The 17589-nt window shown below is 74.3% G+C and carries 13 protein-coding genes; 10 read left to right on the top strand and 3 right to left on the bottom strand.

The genetic code is table 11. The features are described from left to right. Window positions 1–25: 25 nt before the first annotated feature. From ACWD4A_RS08520 to ACWD4A_RS08480, 9 genes are all read left to right on the top strand, one after another. The gene (locus ACWD4A_RS08520) at window positions 26–2248 is read left to right on the top strand and encodes a TOMM precursor leader peptide-binding protein (RefSeq protein ID WP_451191107.1); all 2223 of its coding nucleotides are present in this window, start codon (window positions 26–28) and stop codon (window positions 2246–2248) included. Then, complete coding sequence (locus tag ACWD4A_RS08515; protein WP_451191104.1) at window positions 2238–4130, top strand: TOMM precursor leader peptide-binding protein; 1893 nt, start codon at window positions 2238–2240, stop codon at window positions 4128–4130. The genes ACWD4A_RS08520 and ACWD4A_RS08515 overlap by 11 nt, the downstream gene beginning before the upstream one ends. Before the next feature lie 65 nt (window positions 4131–4195). Next, window positions 4196–5773: a SagB family peptide dehydrogenase gene (locus ACWD4A_RS08510; protein WP_451191101.1), complete on the top strand. Its 1578-nt coding sequence runs from the start codon at window positions 4196–4198 to the stop codon at window positions 5771–5773. Between the two features lie 16 nt (window positions 5774–5789). Next, window positions 5790–8498, top strand: a complete 2709-nt coding sequence (locus ACWD4A_RS08505) for a lantibiotic dehydratase (protein WP_451191099.1) — start codon at window positions 5790–5792, stop codon at window positions 8496–8498. Then, on the top strand, window positions 8495–9538 hold the full coding sequence (locus tag ACWD4A_RS08500; RefSeq protein WP_451191096.1) for a lantibiotic dehydratase C-terminal domain-containing protein: 1044 nt from the start codon (window positions 8495–8497) through the stop codon (window positions 9536–9538). The genes ACWD4A_RS08505 and ACWD4A_RS08500 overlap by 4 nt, the downstream gene beginning before the upstream one ends. Beyond that, the gene (locus ACWD4A_RS08495; protein ID WP_451191094.1) at window positions 9535–10773 is read left to right on the top strand and encodes a metalloprotease; all 1239 of its coding nucleotides are present in this window, start codon (window positions 9535–9537) and stop codon (window positions 10771–10773) included. The genes ACWD4A_RS08500 and ACWD4A_RS08495 overlap by 4 nt, the downstream gene beginning before the upstream one ends. A 5-nt stretch (window positions 10774–10778) precedes the next feature. After that, window positions 10779–11699: an ABC transporter ATP-binding protein gene (locus ACWD4A_RS08490; RefSeq protein ID WP_451191091.1), complete on the top strand. Its 921-nt coding sequence runs from the start codon at window positions 10779–10781 to the stop codon at window positions 11697–11699. Continuing rightward, window positions 11696–12451, top strand: a complete 756-nt coding sequence (locus ACWD4A_RS08485; RefSeq protein WP_451191088.1) for an ABC transporter permease — start codon at window positions 11696–11698, stop codon at window positions 12449–12451. Before ACWD4A_RS08490 ends, ACWD4A_RS08485 begins: the two co-directional genes overlap by 4 nt. Continuing rightward, complete coding sequence (locus ACWD4A_RS08480) at window positions 12448–14394, top strand: TOMM precursor leader peptide-binding protein (RefSeq protein ID WP_451191085.1); 1947 nt, start codon at window positions 12448–12450, stop codon at window positions 14392–14394. Before ACWD4A_RS08485 ends, ACWD4A_RS08480 begins: the two co-directional genes overlap by 4 nt. A gap of 37 nt (window positions 14395–14431) precedes the next feature. On the opposite strand, the gene ACWD4A_RS08475 is transcribed toward ACWD4A_RS08480, so the two are convergent. Together ACWD4A_RS08475 and ACWD4A_RS08470 are read right to left on the bottom strand one after the other, a co-directional pair. Next, a complete protein-coding gene (locus tag ACWD4A_RS08475; RefSeq protein WP_451191082.1) occupies window positions 14432–15025 on the bottom strand; it encodes an HD domain-containing protein in 594 nt (197 codons plus the stop codon). A 150-nt stretch (window positions 15026–15175) separates the two neighbouring features. Next, window positions 15176–15352, bottom strand: a complete 177-nt coding sequence (locus ACWD4A_RS08470; RefSeq protein WP_451191079.1) for a thiazolylpeptide-type bacteriocin — start codon at window positions 15350–15352, stop codon at window positions 15176–15178. A 162-nt stretch (window positions 15353–15514) separates the two neighbouring features. Between ACWD4A_RS08470 and ACWD4A_RS08465 the strand changes: the two genes are divergently transcribed. Further along, window positions 15515–16822, top strand: coding sequence for an amidohydrolase (locus ACWD4A_RS08465; protein ID WP_451191076.1), 1308 nt, complete (start codon window positions 15515–15517; stop codon window positions 16820–16822). Between the two features lie 73 nt (window positions 16823–16895). Here the strand turns inward: ACWD4A_RS08465 and ACWD4A_RS08460 are convergent, their stop codons facing one another. Further along, entirely contained in the window at window positions 16896–17363 is a 468-nt protein-coding gene (locus ACWD4A_RS08460; protein ID WP_451191073.1) for a cobalamin B12-binding domain-containing protein, read from the bottom strand. Window positions 17364–17589: the final 226 nt, after the last annotated feature.

The raw sequence follows: 17589 nt of genomic DNA, 5'->3' as shown, positions 1-17589 counted from the left end.
GTCTCCTTCACGAGGTGTGAAAGACATGCTCGAAGCCTACGAAGAGATTGCCGGGACGCGGCCCCGCATCCGCCGTGACGTCCTCTTCACCGAGACCGCGGAAGGGGTGCTGTTCCACAACGCGCACGGCGGGTTCCACCTCAACGCCGCGTCCGCGTACCGGTTCGCCACGCTGCTCGTCCCGCATCTGAACGGGGAGAACCGGGTCGCCGACCTGTGCGAGGGGCTCGGCGAGAAGCAGCGCGCCATGGTCGGGAAACTGGTGCGGACGCTGTACGAGCGGGAGTTCGCCCGCGACGCGCCCGTGGCCGGCGCGACGGCCGCGGCCGTCCTGGCCCCGGAGGTGGCGGAGCGCTTCGCCCCGCAGATCTCCTATGTCGACCACTACACCGACGACGCGGCCCGGCGCTTCGCGGAGTTCCGTTCCGCGAAGGTGGCGGTGCTCGGTGACGGCGCGGTCGCCCGCTGGTGCGTGCTGAGCCTGGTCCGCAACGGCATCGCCGCCGTCGGCCACCAGGAGCCCGCCGGCACCGGGCCCGCCCCCGGGACCGAGGCCGCCGGACTCGACGCGGCGGGCTGCCCGGTCGCGCTGCAGCCGCTGGCGGCGGACGGGCCGTTGGCCTGGGGCGATCTGGCGGCGTACGACATCGTCGTGGTCACCGGTGGCACCGCGGGTTCCCGGCAGTTGTTCCGGCTCCTGGAGGCGGGCGTGCCGGAGGGGAAGACCCTGATACCGGCGGCCCTGTTCGGCGGCCGCGCGGTGATCGGCCCGCTGATGACGCGGGACACCTCGGGCTGCTGGGCCTGTGCCGTGCTGCGGCTCGGTGCCCACGGTGACGCCGCGGCGGCCGCCGACCTGTGGAGCGGCGTCTGCCTCCCCGACGGCGGGGCCGTGCCCCTGCCCGAGCCCGGCCGCGGCCTCTCCGCGATGATCGGGAACCTCCTCGGCTACGAGGTCTTCCGGCTCACCACCGGCGCGCTGCCCGCCGAGACCCGCGGGCAAGTGATCGTCCAGGACATGGAGTCCTTCGACGTGGTCGCGGAGCCGCTGCTGACGCACCCGCGCTGCCCGTTCTGCCGTACGGCCGCCACGGAGGCGACGCCCGGCGCGGTGGTGGCACCGGCGGACGGGCCCGACGCGGCCGGGGGCAGCACGTCGGCGGACATCGACACCGACGCGCTGCTCGCCGAGCTCAACGGCCGCCGCGTCCTGGTCGGTCCGCACGCGGGCGTGTTCCACGGGTTCACGGACGAGCCGTGGACCCAGACCCCGCTGAAGGTCGGCACCGTGAGCCTGCCCCTCGGGCACGGTGCGCGGCGGCAGCTCGCCGCGTTCGACCTGCACACCGTCGCGGGCGCCCGGTTGTCGGCCCTCGCCACGGCGGCGGGCGTCTACGCCGAGCACGTCGTCCCGCCGGCCGGCGTCCTCACCGGTTCCGCCGCCGCGGGTGCCCGCCGGGTCGGGCCCGCGGAACTGACCGTGGCCGGCGGCCTCCCCGCCGTCGCCGACGACGTGACCGCGTGGGTCCGGGCCGGTTCGCTGACCGGTGGGCCGGAGGCGGTGGTACCGGCGGGCGCGGTGCGCACCTTCGGCGCGTACAACCGGGACCGGCTGTTCACCGCGACGGCGGCGGGCACCGGAGCGGGCCGTACGGCCGCCGAGGCCGCCGCGCGCGGGCTGTCGTCCGCCCTGTGCCACGACGCGCTGCTGCGTGCCGTGCGCGGGACGGCCGGGGCGGCCCGGGTCGCGGCGGACGCGGCGGGCGCCGACCCGGAGCTGACGTTCCTGGTCAGTTCGGCGCGCAACCTCGGCATCGACTACGAACTCCTCGACCTCGGGGAGGCACGGCGCTCCTCGGCGCACGTGCTGTTCGCCCGCGCGCTCCTCCCCCGGACCGGCGAGTGGATCTGGTCGGTGGCGGGCGCCACCGACCGGCGGCGGGCCGCGGTGACGGCCCTGCGCGACCTGCTGGGACAGGAGCAGCTGGGCCGTGAACTCGACAGTTCCGCCGTGGACCTGGGCGACCCGCTGCTGGCCGACCTGGCGCCGGAGGCGCTGGCCGTGACCGGGGAGAGCGCCGCGCGGCTGGACGCGTCGGACGCCACGTCGTACCGGACGGTGCTGGACCGGCTGCGCGCGGCGGGCCGCGAGGCGCTGGTCGTGGCCACGGACTCGGCGGACCTGCTGGCGGGCGGCATCAGCACGGCCCGGGTGCTGCTCACGCGCGAGGACGCCCATGCCCGCTGACGTCCCCCCGGAGTGGGAGCGGGCCCGCCGGGAGCTGGCCGGGCTGCTGGGCGGGTCCCCGGCGGGGTCCGGGGCGGTCGAGGTCACCGTGCTCGGCATCCGGGACGAGCTGGCCCAAGGCCCGTCCGGTGAGCGCGGGTTCGCACCGCGTGTGCAGCTCTACGGGCATCACGCGCTCGTCGGCCCGGCCGTCCGGGCGGGCGGGGCGTGTCCCCGGTGTCTGGCGCGGCGCTGGCAGTCCGTGCGCGGCCGTGCGCTGCGGGACGCGCTGGAGCTCGGCTCCGGCACGCGGGCCGCGGGGCGGCCGCCGTACGCGGTCCCGTTCCTCGCGGACGCCCTCGCGGCATTGCTGACGGCTCGTCATGACAGCACCGGCGACGGCCTGTTCACGGAGATCCATCTCGTCGACCTCGAAACCCTGCGGGTGAGCCGTCATCAGTTGGTGCCGGACGCCGAGTGCCCGGACTGCGGGCGCCGTGTCGCCGACAGCGCGGAGGCGGCCGAGTTCCCGCTGGGGCCCGCGCCCAAGTACCGGCCCGGCGCGTTCCGGGTGCGGCCGGTGGAGGAGTACGGCCTGCCGGTGGCGGCGTTCGCCAACCCGGTGTGCGGGGCGCTCGGTCCGGGGGTGGTGCACGACGTGGCGTCGGCGTCCACGTCGGCCACGGTCGGCTGCTTCGAGCTGCGCTCGGGCGAGTATCTGCGCGAGACGTTCTGGGGCGGGCACGCCGACACGTACGCGGACAGCGAGCGGATCGGTGTGCTGGAGGGCCTCGAACGGGCGGCGGGCATGCGGGCCCGGGGGCGGGCGTCGGCCGTGCGCGCGTCGCTGGCGGAGCTGGGCGGCGACGCGCTCGACCCGCGCGCGTGCGGCCTGTACTCGGCGGAGTTCCACCGGGCGAACCCCCGCGTGGTGCCCTTCTCCGCCGACCGCGTGATCCCGTGGGTGTGGGGGTACTCGCTGCGGGACCGCCGGCCGCTGCTCGTGCCGGAGATCCTCACCTACTACGGCACGCCCGGCCTGGAGAACCGCTTCGTGCAGGAGAGCTCCAACGGCTGCGCCTCGGGCGGTTCTCCGGAGGAGGCGGTCTACCACGGGCTGATGGAGGTGATCGAGCGCGACGCCTTCCTGCTCGCGTGGTACGGCCGGGCGGCGCTGCCCGAGATCGACCCGATGAGCGGCGCGGACCCCCGGACGCGGCAGATGGTCGACCGGCTGGCGATGTACGGCTACGAGGCGCGGTTCTTCGACACGCGGGTCACGTTCCCCGTGCCGGTGGTGACGGCGGTCGCGGTCCGTGCGGACGGGGGGCCGGGCACGCTGTGCTTCGGCGCGGGCGCGGGTCTCGACCCGGAAGCGGCGCTCGCGGGCGGTCTCTGCGAGATCGCCACCGACGCGGTGAACATCCGGGGCCGGGTCGAGCGCGACGGTGCCCGGCTGCGGGCCATGGCCGCCGACTTCGACAAGGTACTGGCCCTGCACGACCATCCGCTGGTCTACGGGCTGCCGGAGATGGCGGGCCACGCCTCGTTCCTCCTCGGGAACGGCGGCCCGAAGCGCTCGTTGGCGGAACTCTACGGGCCGGGCGGCCGGACCCTGCCGGTGTCGGACGACCTCCGGGACGACGTCCACGCCTGCGTGGCCGCGGTGACCGGCGAGGGCTTCGACGTGATCGTCGTCGACCAGACGCTGCCCGAACAGCGCGATCTGGGGCTGCACACGGTGAGCGTGCTCGTGCCCGGTCTGCTGCCGATCGACTTCGGCTGGCAGCGGCAGCGCGCCCTGCGGATGCCCCGGATGCTGACGGCGCTGCGCGCGGCGGGTCTGCGCGAGCGCGACCTGCGGCCGGACGAGCTCAACCCGGCGCCGCACCCCTTCCCCTGAGTCACCGAGTCACCGCATTCCCTTGAGTCGCCGAACCCCTGTCGTCGAACTGCTGAGGAGAACCCGTGGGTTACGCCCATGACTACGCGTCCGCGATCATGCATCGCGGCAGGATCCCGATGGAGCCGGCCGGCTTCGTGCCCGACTGGTCGGACCGTCCGCGCAAGGGGAAGTTCTACCCGGGCGCCGAGTCGTTCCCGCTGCCGGAGGGCGGCTCCGACCCGTCCGCCACGGTGCGGAAGGGGGTGTTCGCCGGGCCTCGGGAGGAGCCGTTCACGCTGCCGCTGCTGGGCGGGATGCTCCTGGACTCGTACGGCCGTACCGGGCGCCGTCTCGGTGTCCAGGCCAATACGGACCTGCCGTCGCTGCCCTGCTACACCGACGCCAACTGGTCCCGGGGCTCCGCCTCGGGCGGCGGCCTCTACCCCGTCACGGTCTACTGGGTGAGCGGCCCCGGCGGGCCGCTCACGCCGGGTGTGTACCACTACTCGACGACGCACCACGCGATGCAGCGGCTGCTGGCGGGCGACGTCTCCGCGGAGGTCCGCGAGGCCGCCGGGCTGGGCATGACGACGGATCAGTTCCTGGTGATCGGCGTCAAGTTCTGGCAGAACGCCTTCAAGTACAACAGCTTCTGCATGCACGCGGTCAGCATGGACGTCGGGGCCGCGCTGCAGACCTGGCGGATGTGGGCGGGTGCCCGGGGGCTGCGCGTGGAGCCCGTCCTGTGGTTCGACGAGGAGCGGCTGGTGCGGCTGCTCGGCCTCGACGTCATGGAGGAGGGCGTCTTCGCGGTGGTGCCGCTCTCCTGGGAGGGCGGGCCCGCCACGGCCACCGGGCGACCCGCCGGGCCCGCGCCGAGGGTCCGGCGGGCCGAGAGCGAGCGTTCCCGCAAGGTGATCGCCTTCGAGACCGTCCGGCGGATCCAGGCCGCGACGGTCGAGAACGCCGCCGACCGCCCCGCGCCGGGCGCGCTCGCCCCGGCGGCCGTCCTGCCGGAGCCCGCGCACGGCGAGCGGGTCGCGCTGCCCGAGCCGCCGCCGCTGGACATGGAGGTGCGGCAGGCGCTGCGCCGTAGGCGCAGCAGCTTCGGCCGCTTCGACGCACAACACCCCTTGGAAGCCGGGAAGTTGGCAGCGGTGCTGGACGCCGCCGCGGCGGCGTCCGTGGGCGGCGACGCCACCGGCCCGGACGGGCCTCCGCTGGCCAGGCTGTACGTCTTCGTCAACCATGTCGAGGGCGTCGCTCCCGGCGCGTACGCCTATGTGCCGGACACCCGTGAGCTGCGGCTGGTGAAGCCGGGGCCGCCGGGCGGCTTCCTGCAGCGGAACTACTTCCTGTCCAACTACAACCTGGAGCAGGCGGGGGCCGTCGTCGTGCCCGCCGTGCGCACCGCCGCCGTGCTCGACGCGGTCGGCGACCGCGGCTACCGGCTGGTCAACGCCACGGTCGGGGCGGTCGCGCAGACCTTCTACACGGCCGCGACGGCCCTGGGCGTGGGCAGCGGTGTCGCGCTCGGCTACGACACCGTGTCGTTCGTCGAGGAGCTGGACCTCGCCGGCAGCGGCGAGGCACCGCTGCTGATCATGCTCATCGGCCATGAGCGGCCCGGCTCCGCCGACTTCCGCTACGAGATCGCCTGAGCGGCGCTGGGGAGACATGACCACCGAGACATCCCACTGGGCGATGGCCCCGCGCTTCATGCTGCGCGTGGCCGGGCTGCCCCTGGACTCCGTACGGGCCCTGCGCTGTCCGGAGACGGGCCGCTGGGCGGAGCGCGTGCTCCGCGAGGAGGCGCGGCTGCGGGACCGGGGCGCGGCGCTGAGCGACCGGCTGCACCCGCTCGTCAAGGCCGCCGGCGGCGAGCGCGACCGCCGGGCGCTGCTGCGGCTGCGGCGGGAGGTGTTCAACGGCAGGCTGCCCGCCGGGCCGGAGGGGGCCGTCGCCCTGGTCACCGCGGCGGACCCGGCGGCCGCCGCCGAGGTGACCGCCTGGGTGCGCGACCGCCGGGCGCTGGCGGAGCTGCTCGCCGAGGGCGGCCCGCTGCTCGCCACCGAGACCGCCCGCACCCGCGGTGCGCTGCGCGGCCTGCTGGGCGAGGAACGGCTGCGCCTGGGGCTGCTGCTGGCGTCGCCGGAGCTGGAGGAGCGGCTGGACGCGTACGCGGCCGCGGACCCGGCCCGGGAGCCGGACAAGCGGCTGCGCAAGGTCGAGCGCTCCGCGCTCGCCTACCTCTACCGGACGGCCTGCAAGACCAGTCCGTTCAGCACGTTCACCGCGGTGGCCGTCGGCCGGTTCACCGACGGGACGGCGGAGACGCTCCGTGTCCCGGAGGCGTGGAGCGGCCATCCGCGGCTGAACGTCGTCGTCCTGGCCCGGCTCGCCGAGCTGATCACCGCCGACCCCGGGCGGCGCGGCGACCTGCCCGTCACCCTCGCCTCCGGCTGGGGGCTCGACGACGACCGGGTCCGCTATGTGCGCCGCTCGGTGACGGCGGGCGACGACGACGCCGCGGTCACCTTCGACGCGGCGAGCGACCGGCTGTTCTTCCTGCGCCGCAGCGGCACCCTGGAGCGGCTGCTGGCGCTGTTCGCCGAGCGGCCGGAGCTCCGCTACCGGGAGCTGGTGCGCTGGCTGGGCGCCGAGCGGGGCGCGGACCCGGAGGAGTGCGAGCGCTATCTGACGGCCCTGCTGGAGCTGGGCATGGTGCGGATCCCCTGCCTGGCCACCGATGTGCACACCGCCGACCCGCTGCGCGCGTTCCGCGACGCCCTGCGCGCCCTGGACCGCCCGTGGGCGACGCGGCTCGCGGAGACGCTGGAGTGGCCGGTCTCGTGCGTCGACCGCTATCCCGCCGCCGGCCCCCGGCTGCGCCGGGAGCTGCTGACCGAGCTGCGCCGCTCCCTGACGGATATTCAGCGGGAGCTCGGGGCGCGGGCGCCGGGCCTGCCGCGGACGCTGCTCTACGAGGACGTCCGCGCCGGGGACGGGGAGGTCGCCTGCTCGTGGGCCGCGCTCGGCGCCGGGCCGCTGGAGGCACTGCGCTCCGTGGAACGGGTGCTGCCCGCCTTCGACCTGACACTGCCTCAGCGGATCACACTCAAGGGCTTCTTCGTGGCGCGGTACGGCCGGGGCGGCCGCTGCGACGACCTGCTGAAGCTCGTGCACGATTTCCACGAGGACTTCTACGACCAGTACTTGACGTTCACCGCGCGCCGCAAGCCGTTCGACGAGCAGGGCGCGTACGTCCCCGAGCCGAACTGGCTGGGGCTGCCCGGGATCGCGGCCGTGGACGCGGCCCGCGAGGAGTGGACGGCCCGGATGCGCGGGCTCTGGGACACCGCGCGGGGCGCCGAGGAGATCCACGTCCGCGCCGGGGCGGTCGGCGCGGTCGCGGACAAGCTGGCCGGGGTCGCGCCCGGTTTCGCGCCGCAGAGCCACTTCCTCCAGCTGGTGCGGCGGGACGGCGATCCGCTGGCCGTGCTCAACCAGTCGTACGGCGGGCTCGCGTTCCCCTTCAGCCGGTTCACCCACTGCTACGACGGCGCGGACGAGGGGCTCTCCGGCCGGATCCGGCGCGAGGCCGTCGCGGCGCAGCCGGACGGGGCGGTGTTCGCCGAGATCACCGGCGGCTCCGTCACCAGCAACCTCAATCTGCACGGGCGGCTGACGGACTTTCAGATCGTGTGTCCCGGTGAGACGAGCACGGTGCCGGAGGAACAGCGGATCGGCCTGGACGACCTGTACGTCGAGCACGACCCCGGCGCCGACCGGCTGGTGCTGCGCTCGCGGCGGCTCAGCCGCGAGGTCGTCCCCGTCTACCTGGGCTATCTCGTGCCGCTGGCGCTCCCGGAGATCCCGCGCACGCTGCTGCTGCTCTCCCCCACGTCCATGGCGCCGCTCGACGTGTGGGGCGGGGTGCCGGAGGGCGAGCCCGAGGACGGGGTGACGACGCGGCCGCGGGTGCGGCACGGCCGGCTCGTGCTCAGCAGGCGCAGTTGGACGGCGGCGGCCGCGGCACTGCCCGCGCGGCCGTCCGGCCCCTCCGGGGACGCCGACGCGCGGCTGTTCCTGGAGTGGCAACGATGGCGGGAGCGGCACCGGTTGCCCCGCCGGGTCTTCGCCACCGTCACGGCGGCGGCGGGAGCGGCGGCCCGCGCGAAACCGCAGTACGTCGACTTCGACAGCTGGCTGTCGCTCGTCGCCCTGCACGGGCTGCTCAAGGACCCCGGGGACCGGGTGGTCTTCCGCGAGGCGCTGCCCGACGAGGACGGGCTGCACGCCTCCTCCGGCCGGGGCGGGCACGTCGTGGAACTGGCCGTCGAGACCCTCCGCAACGACCTCGAAGGAACCGGTGCGCTGACATGACCGTACCCAGCACCGGCACGGCCGGCGCCTGGCAGGCCCTGCACATCCACTACGCCGCCAACCCGCAGCCCCTGATGACCCGGTGCGTCGGACCGCTCGTCGAGGAACTCACCGCCGACGGGCTGCTGGCGAACCACTTCTTCATCAACTACTGGCTGGAGGGGCCGCACGTGCGGCTCCGCCTCAGACCCGCGACCGAGGCCGCCACCGGCGAGGTCCTCGACCGCGCGGAGCGCGCCATAGCGGCCTTCCTGCGGGAGCGGCCCGCGCTCTACGAGGTGGACACCTCCGGCTTCCTCAACGAGTTCTACAACACCCTGTTCGAGCTGGAGTTCCCGGAGGACGAGCGGGCCGGTTTCCTGGCCGCCGACGGGCGGATGCGGCTGCGGCCCAACAACACGTTCAGCCGCGAGCCCTACGAGCCGGAGTACGGCAAGTACGGCGGCCCGGCCGGGATCGAGCTCGCCGAGTGGCACTTCCGGCACTCCAGCGAACTCGTCATCGAGGCCGTCCGCAGCATGAACCTCCACCTCCGGACGGTCCGGCTGGGCACCTCGGCGCAGCTGATGATGGTGATGGCGGGCTGCTTCCTGCCCGGCCGGGCGGAGCTCGTGGAGTACCTGGACCGCTACCACGCCTTCTGGCACAGGGCGTTCTCCGGCACGGACCTCATCGGATCGGACGTCTACGAGCGCGGTTACGAGGGCATGGGCCCCGGGCTCGCGTGGCGCTTCGACGCCGTGCTGGGCGCCCTCGCGGACGGCGAGCCCCACCGGCTCCCGCGCTTCCTGCGGGGCTGGGCGGAGCACTGCGCCGAACTCCGCTACCGCGCCACCGCCCTGGCCCTGCGCGGCGACCTCGTGTTCCGCTCCTGGGACGGCACCACCGACGAGCGGGTGACGGACCCGGCAACGGCCCTGCCCCTCCTGCTGTCCCCCTATATGCACATGACCAACAACCGGCTCCATGTGACCATCCGCGACGAGGCCTACCTGTCGTACGTCCTGGGCCGCGCCCTGCGCGAGGAGGGCAGCCCATGAGCCCCGGGCCGCTGGAGCGGCGGCCCGCCCTGCGCCCGGACGTCCTGCGCAGCGCCGCGCTGCGGCGTGGTCCGGCCGTGGTCCACCTGGTGAAGGACCCGCGCGACGGGCAGTCCTTCGAGGTCGGCGTCAAGGAGCACTTCCTGATGTCCCGGCTGGACGGCACCCGGACACTCGGCGAGATCGGTGACGAGTACGCCCGGACCTTCGGCCGGCGGCTGGGCGAGGCCAACTGGCGGCAGCTCCTGGGGCTGTTGTGGGAGCGGGGGCTCCTGGAGGGCGCCGAACCGCGCCCGGTCCCGGCCCCCGCGGCCCCGGAGCGGCGCACCCTGCTCAAGGGCACGCTGCGGCTGACCGCCGACGCGGCGGCCACCACGGACCGGCTGCACAGGGCCGTCGGCTTCGCCCTGACGCCCGGCTTCGTGGTGCCGCTCCTGCTGCTGGCGCTCGGCCTGGAGGCGTACGTGGCCGCCCGCCTGGGGGCGTTCGTGGACGCGTCGCTGGAACTGTTCCGGCAGCCCGCGGCGCTGCTCGCGGTGTTCACCCTGCTGTGGGTGAGCACGGCCCTCCACGAGCTCGCCCACGGGGTGGTCGCCCGGCACTTCGGCGGGACCGTCGGCGAGATCGGGCTGCGCTGGCACCTGCCCATGGTGTTCATGTACTGCAAGGTGGAGAACTATCCCTATCTGCCCACCCGTTGGGCGCAGGTCGCGACCGCTGCCGCGGGCACGGTCATGAACCTGGCCTTCCTGCTGCCGTTCCTGGCGCTGCGGGCGGTCCTGCCCGAGGGCGACGCGGCCCAGGGGCCGCTGGCCGGGCTGCTGTTCATCGGCTCCGTCCTGGCCCTCACCAACCTGGTGCCGCTGCCGCCGCTCGACGGCTACAAGATGCTCGGGCACTCCCTCGGGATGGCCGACTACGCCACCGAGAGCCGCCGTTTCCTGCGGCTGCTGGGAGCGCGCGCCGTGCGGCGCGGCCCCGGGGTGGCCGCGTACCCCCGCGCGGCACGGATCGCCTACACCGCGTACGGGCTGGGGGCTCCCCTCCTCGTCGGCGGCAGCGGAGCGGCCGCCGTACTGCTGTGCCACCACGCCCTGTCCGGCCGGTACGGCGTGTGGGCGGCCGTCGCCCCGGCCCTGCTGGTCGCCCTGCTGGTGGCGGTGACGGGCCCCTGGGCGGGGCGCCGGAACGCACAGACCCTGTCCGCGACGCACGAGAAGAACCGAAAGAACTGAGGAATATGAAAGTCGACAAGACGGCCGGCCCCGCGCTGGTCCTGCGGGACGTGCGCAAGCGCTACGGCGACGTGCGGGCGGTGGACGGAGTCTCCCTGACGGTGGAGCGCGGCGAGTTCTTCGGCGTGCTCGGGCCGAACGGCGCGGGCAAGACCACCCTCGTGGAGATCATGGAGGGCCTGCGCCGGGCGGACGCGGGCACGCTGTCCGTGCTGGGCTCCGCCCCCTGGCCGCGCGATCTGGATCTGCTGCCGCGGATCGGCGTGCAGACCCAGAGCTCCGCGTTCTTCACCCGGCTGACGGCGCGCGAGCACCTGGCGACCGTCGCGGCGCTCTACGGCGCCGACCCGGCCGGGGTGACCCGCACCCTGTCGCTCGTGGGCCTGGAGCAGCAGGGCGACGTACGGGTCGACGTGCTCTCCGGCGGCCAGCGGCAGCGGCTCGCGATCGCCTCCGCGCTGGTCCACGACCCGGAGCTGATCTTCCTCGACGAGCCCACCGCCGCCCTCGACCCGCAGGCGCGGCGCGCTCTGTGGAAGGTGCTGCGGGCGCTGAAGGGCGAGGGCCGCACCATCGTCTACACCACGCACCATCTGGACGAGGCGGAGGCGCTCTGCGACCGGGTGGCGATCGTGGTCGCGGGCCGGGTGGTCGCGCTCGACAGCCCGGACCGGCTGGTCGGTGCCTCGAAGGCGCCGACCCGGCTGCTGGTGCCCGCGGACCGGATCACCGTGGAGCGGGCGCGGTCCTTCGAGGGTGCCGACCGGGTCCTCGCCGAGGGCGGCTCGGTGGTCATCGAGACGGGCTCGGCGGGGCCGCTGCTGGCCGCGCTCGGCGCGGCCGTCGGCCTCGACGGCATCCGGACGCGCACCGCGACCCTCGAGGACGTCTATCTGGAGCTCACCGGAACGGAGCAGGACGCATGAGCGCGTACTCCGCACTGACGGCCGCGAGTTGCCGGGCGTCCGTCCGGGACCGGACCACGGTCTTCTTCACCTTCGCCTTCCCGCTGATCTTCCTGGTCGTCTTCGGGCTGATCTTCCGGGGGAAGACGGTCGAGGAGAGCGGCCGCGGCTACATCGACTACATCGCGCCGGGTGTCCTGTCGTGGGGCGTGGGCAACGCCGCCGTGTTCGGCGTCGCGTTCACGCTCATGCAGTGGCGCCGCGACGATCTACTGCGGCTCATCCGGCTGACGCCCACCCCGCTCGGCTCGGTGCTCGCGTCGCGGTACGTCATCGCCCTGGCCATCGGTGCCGTGCAGGCGGTGCTGTTCATCGGCGTGGCGCTGCTGCCGGTCTTCGGCCTGCGGGTGGACGCCACGTGGCCGTGGGCGGTGCCGGTGCTGGTGAGCGGCATCACCGCGTTCCTGGCGATCGGCCTGGTGATCGGCGCGCGGGCGGACACCCCGGAGGCGGTGGCGGCGGTCGCCAACTGCGTCATGGTGCCGATGGCGTTCCTGTCCGGGTCGTTCTACCCCCTCGACGCGATGCCTTCCTGGCTGCAGTCGGTGTCCAAGGCGCTGCCCCTGCACTATCTGAACGAGGGGATCTCCAAAGCGCTGTCCGGGCGCGCGGGGCTGGAGTCCACGGCCGTCGCCTGTGCCGGACTCGCCTTGTTCGCCCTGGTCTTCGGTGCCATCGCGGTCAAGGTCTTCCGTTGGAGCAACGACTCATGAGCACTCCCACCGCGCCCATGGCCGCCGCGGGCGAACAGTTGCAGCGTGTGCTCACCGAGCGCTTCCGGGCGTCCGGGCACGGCCCCGGGGCGCCGGTCCCCCTCGTCGTGCCGGTGGGTTCGGCCGACGCCTTCCGGCCCGCCGAGGACCCGTACGGCGCCGCCCGTGCCCGCGCCACCGTGCACCTCACCGCGCAGGCGGTGCTGATCGGGCCCTGGGGCGCCGCCGAGGAGGCCACGGCGGCCTGTGGCAACTGCCTCGCGCGGCGCTGGCAGCGGCTGCGTTCGCGCTCCGAACGCGACGCGCTGGAAGTGGGCAACCGCATGGCGGCGGCAGGCAGTTGGCCCGTGCTGCCGGACTACGCCGTGGACGCGGTGTGGGCGGTGTACGAGGCGGTGCTCCTCTCCGGCCGTCCGGCCGGGGCGGGGCGGCCGGACGGCGAGTGGCACACCGCCGCGGACCTGCCGCTGCCCCAGGTCTCCCGCGTCGATCTGGCCACCCTCCGCGTCACCACCCTGCCGCTGCTGACCGAGCCGCTGTGCCCCGAGTGCGGGCCGTCCCCCGCGCCCCGGGAGCTGCCGGGGCTCATGTCCCGGCCGAAACCGGACCCGGACACCTGCCGGCTGCGCCCGGCGGACTCCTACCCGCTGCCGCGGGGGGCGCTCGCCAACCCCGTGTGCGGCGCGCTGGGCGAGGGCACGTGGCTCAACGTCGCCTCCCCCACGACCTCGCCGGTCGCGGGCAGCGTCTTCGTCCGCACCTACGCGGGCCTGTCCGACGTCACCTGGAGCGGGCAGGCCAACTCCTTCGCGGCCAGCCGGACCCTGGCCTTCCTGGAAGGGCTCGAACGGTACGCGGGCATCCACCGCAGGCACCACGAGGAGCCGGTCGTGGACTCCTACGACAACGTCCGCGACCACGCCGTCGACCCGCGCGACTGCGGCATGTACAGCCCGGAGACGTACCGCGACGACCCGATGGTCCGGCCCTTCGACCCCGCCCGGGAAATCCCCTGGGTACGGGGCCACTCGCTGCGCGACGGCCGCGAGGTCCTGGTGCCGATGCGGACGGTCCACTACGGGGCGGGCCTGCACAGCGACAACTTCGTCTTCGAGAGCTCCAACGGCTGCGCCACCGGCAGCTGTCTGGAGGAGGCGGTCCTCTTCGGGCTGCTGGAGCTCGTCGAACGGGACGCGTTCCTGCTCGGCTGGTACGGACGCGCCCGGCTCACCGGGATCGACCTGGCGTCGTGCCGCGGCGGCGCGGTGCGGGCCATGGCCGACCGGGCGGCGCTCCAGGGCTATGACGTACGCGCCTTCGACAACCGTGTCGACCTGGGCGTACCCGTCGTGACCGCCCTCGCGGTGCGCCGCGACGGCGGTCCCGGCACCCTGTCCTTCGCGGCGGCCGCCCGCCTCGACCCGGAGGAGGCGGTGGAGGCCGCGCTGTCGGAGGTCCTCACCTACCTGCCGCACCTGGACCGGCAGGTGGCGGAGCACCGCGCCGATCTGGAGGCGATGGCGGAGGACTTCTCCAAGGTGCGCCACCTCACCCATCACGCCCGGCTGTACGGCCTCCCCGGGATGGCACGGCACGCGCGCGAGTACCTGGAGCCGGTGTCCGTCCGCCCGATGGACGAACTGTACGGCGAGCGGCGGCCCGCCACCGGCGATCTGCTGGACGACGTGCTGCGGTGCCGGGACGAGCTGGTGCGCGCCGGCTTCGACGTGATCGTGGTCGACCAGACCGCGCCGGAGCAGGAGCGCATGGGACTGCGCACGGTGTCGACCGTCGTACCGGGCCTGGTCCCGATCGACTTCGGCTGGGACCGGCAGCGGGTGCTGGGCATGCGGCGGCTGCGCACCGCGTTCCGCCGCGCGGGGTGGCGGACGACGGACCTGACGGACGAGGAGATCCGCCGGGTACCGCATCCGTTCCCGTGAACCGTCCGAACCGTCTGAACCCTCTGAACCGTCGCGTTCAAGAACGGTGACCGTACCGGGCGCCGAGGGAGGCGAGATCGGGTTCGCCGAACTGCGCGCGCAGGTCGCGGAAGGCGCGGACCTTGTCCGGGCCGAACCGTGCGACGTGGGCGGAGTACGACGCGACCGAGTTGAACCTGGGCGGGCTGGTCTTGCTGTGGAACTTATCCGCGTACATGACCAGCCGCTCCTCGGGAGTCTCGGCCAGATAGTCGGCCGGCGGCAGGGCCAGGTCCTGCCGCCGGATGTCGTGCCGCGTGAGGCCGACTCCGGTATGGCAGGAACAGAACCGGCACAGGCGCTCCGGGAATCCCTCGTCGCGCAGGATGTCGTGGCCCAGTACGCCGTGCTGGATGTACCTGGACGTGTCGAGCCGGCCGGTACGTCCGTAGAGGCGGTACACGCCGATGTCGTGGAGCAGGGCTCCGGCGCGGACGAGTTCGGCGTCGATCCGTTGCTCCGTTCCGGCCAGGAGCTGCTCGGCGATGTGCCAGACGATCTCGCAGTGCGTGAAGACGAGCTCGAACGCCTCGGGCGTGGGCGCGTGTTTCCGGTGCAGCTCGTGGATGTCCTGGACCGACGGGAGGATCATCGGGGGAGCGTAGCAATCGGGGCTCGCGGCGAGAACGGGCCGGATGGCGCGACGGCGGGTCGTGCGGGACACCCGGGGGCGCTCCTCCGTGTCGAGGAGGAAGCGCCCCCGGGTGCCGGCCGCTCAGGCCCTGCTATGTTTCGCGGTGCGTCAGGCGGAGCAGCTGGTCGTGCTGGTGGTGCTGGAGCAGGTGCTGGTGGAGCTGGAGCTGGTGGAGCCCGCGAGGACCACCTCGCTCGCGTCCGAGTAGTCGGAGATCTCGAAGGTCTCCGACTCGAGCTCCAGGATCTCCTGGGCGAGGGTGGCGAGTTCAGCCTTCTGAGCCATGGTTCTTCTCCTTGTCGCGGTGGGGTACGGCCGTTGGCCCGTCCGTACGTCCGTTTCCGTGTGCGTCCTCAGTCCAACAGGGTCCGCTGACAGGTCCCTGTGCCGGTCGCTGACGGGAAGTGTCAGCGCGGCGACGTCCCCCGATCCGAGAGGCGCGCACCGATGCTCACGAAGGACCTGCTGGAAGCGGTCACGACCCTGTATCTCGATCTGCACGCCCACCCCGAGCTGTCCGGGGCGGAGGCGCGGACGGCGGGCCGCTTCGCGGCCTGGCTGAGGGCGGAGGGGTATCGGGTGACGGAGGGTGTCGGGGGGCACGGCGTGGTCGGGGTGCTGGAGAACGGCGAGGGCCCGTCGGTGATGCTCCGCGCCGAGCTCGACGCGCTGCCCGTGGCGGAGCGCACCGGTCTGCCGTACGCGAGCCGGGTGACGGATCCGGTGCCCGTCATGCACGCCTGCGGACACGACCTGCATCTGGCGGCGGCCGCGGGCGCGGCGAGCGTGCTGGCACGGGACAGAGGGCGGTGGCGGGGGACGGTGACGGTCGTCGGGCAGCCCGCGGAGGAGACGTTGACGGGGGCGCGGGCGATGCTCGACGACGGCCTGTACGAGCGGTTCGGCAGGCCGGACGCGGTGCTGGCCCAGCACGCGGCGCCGCTGCCCGCGGGGATGGTCGCGCACGGGGCGGGCCCCGTGACGGCGGGGGGCGTGTCCGTCGACGTGGTCGTGCACGGCCGCGGGGGCCACGCGGCGATGCCGCACCTGGCCGTGGACCCGGTGGTGACGGCCGCCGCGACGGTGCTCCGTCTCCAGTCGGTGGTCGCGGCCGAGACGGCACCGGCCGAGCACGTCGTGCTCACGGTGGGCCGGCTGCAGGCGGGCAGCCGCGGCAACGTCATACCGGACCGGGCCGAACTGGGGCTCACCGTGCGCGGTTTCTCCGAGCCCGCGCTCGACCGGGTCCTGGCCGCGGTGGAGCGGGTGGTGCGTGCCGAGTGCGCCGCGTCGGGCTGCCCCGAGCCGCCGGAGGTCACCGTCGTGTCCCGCTCCCCCGTCAACGTCCCCGACCCCGGGCTCGCCTCGGCCGTGCGGGAGGCGCACGAGGAGGCGTTCGGGGCGGAGCGGGTGGCGGGCCTCCCGCCGTCGATGGCGACGGAGGACTTCCCGCTGTTCGCGGTGGACGGGGTACGGACGGCGTACTGGATGCTCGGTGTGGTGGGGCGCCGCCAGTGGCTGGCGGCGCCGGGGGCCTCGGCGGCGGAGAAACTCGCCGCTCTGCCGCCGAACCACTCACCGTTCTTCGCGCCGAGTCCGGGCGCCGCGCTGCCGACGGGTGTCACGGCCATGGTGACGGCGGCGCTCCGCGCTCTCGCGGTGCGCCCGTCGGGCGGCGGTCAGACCGCTCCGCCCCGCACCCGGGCCGACGGACCGGGACCCGTCCCCGGGCCCGGACCCGAGACGGTCACGTGATCGTCCGGACGGGTCCGGGCGGCGGCGGGAAAGCCTTCGCGGGCACCGCGCGCCGGCGCCGTGGGGCCGGGCATCACGCCGCACTCGCGAGGGTCTCGTGGGCGCGGGGGGTGACCAGGCCGACGAAGTCCTTGAACGCTTCGAGGCCGGCGGGCTCCAGGAAGACGGCGGCGAAGCCCGCCGCGAGCAGCCGCCGGGCGGTCCTGCTGCCCTCGTCCCGGGCCCGGTCCTCCGCGCCGTGGGTGCCGAACTCGCCGACGATGACGACGGGGGTGCCGGCGAGCGCCCGGGAGGCGTGCAGGGCGCTGATGGCCCGGAGCCCGTCGCTCTCGCCGTGGCCGTCGACGCTGCTGAGCACGATGAGGTCGGGAGCCCGGTACCGGCAGCGGGCGACGATCTCCTTGCCCGTGACGCGGGGACCGAGGTTCTCGACGCGATGTCCCCAGCCCTCCAGGAGCAGCTGGAGATAGTCGAGGTTCCAGGTATGGGAGTCGGACCCGGTACCGCTCACGACGACATCGAGGGGGCTGTGCGTGATCATGCGCCTGTTTCTGTGGGGGTTGAGGGCCACGACGTGGGTGGACCACGGCCGTCGACCGGCCGATGCCATGCTGTCCGAAGCCGGTCAACATCCGTTCAACGCCGCATCACTACCCCGCGCTCCCCCGGAACGGGGGCTCCGCCGCTGGACCGTTCGCCGTTCCCCGCGCCGAGTGCGGGGCGCCGCGCCGCCGACGGCGACGGGTGTCACGGCCATGGTGACGGCG

It is taken from the genome of Streptomyces sp. NPDC002537 (assembly GCF_053594975.1).
This window is presented reverse-complemented; position numbering and strand designations above follow the sequence as displayed.

What these genes read in the sequence shown, in the direction of transcription:
- ACWD4A_RS08520 (WP_451191107.1), top strand. Translation starts at nt 26, where the DNA reads ATGCTCGAAGCCTACGAAGAGATTGCCGGGACGCGGCCCCGCATCCGC.
- ACWD4A_RS08515 (WP_451191104.1), top strand. Translation starts at nt 2,238, where the DNA reads ATGCCCGCTGACGTCCCCCCGGAGTGGGAGCGGGCCCGCCGGGAGCTG.
- ACWD4A_RS08505 (WP_451191099.1), top strand. Translation starts at nt 5,790, where the DNA reads ATGACCACCGAGACATCCCACTGGGCGATGGCCCCGCGCTTCATGCTG.
- ACWD4A_RS08500 (WP_451191096.1), top strand. Translation starts at nt 8,495, where the DNA reads ATGACCGTACCCAGCACCGGCACGGCCGGCGCCTGGCAGGCCCTGCAC.
- ACWD4A_RS08495 (WP_451191094.1), top strand. Translation starts at nt 9,535, where the DNA reads ATGAGCCCCGGGCCGCTGGAGCGGCGGCCCGCCCTGCGCCCGGACGTC.
- ACWD4A_RS08490 (WP_451191091.1), top strand. Translation starts at nt 10,779, where the DNA reads ATGAAAGTCGACAAGACGGCCGGCCCCGCGCTGGTCCTGCGGGACGTG.
- ACWD4A_RS08485 (WP_451191088.1), top strand. Translation starts at nt 11,696, where the DNA reads ATGAGCGCGTACTCCGCACTGACGGCCGCGAGTTGCCGGGCGTCCGTC.
- ACWD4A_RS08480 (WP_451191085.1), top strand. Translation starts at nt 12,448, where the DNA reads ATGAGCACTCCCACCGCGCCCATGGCCGCCGCGGGCGAACAGTTGCAG.
- ACWD4A_RS08475 (WP_451191082.1), bottom strand. Translation starts at nt 15,025, where the DNA reads ATGATCCTCCCGTCGGTCCAGGACATCCACGAGCTGCACCGGAAACAC.
- ACWD4A_RS08470 (WP_451191079.1), bottom strand. Translation starts at nt 15,352, where the DNA reads ATGGCTCAGAAGGCTGAACTCGCCACCCTCGCCCAGGAGATCCTGGAG.
- ACWD4A_RS08465 (WP_451191076.1), top strand. Translation starts at nt 15,515, where the DNA reads ATGCTCACGAAGGACCTGCTGGAAGCGGTCACGACCCTGTATCTCGAT.
- ACWD4A_RS08460 (WP_451191073.1), bottom strand. Translation starts at nt 17,363, where the DNA reads ATGATCACGCACAGCCCCCTCGATGTCGTCGTGAGCGGTACCGGGTCC.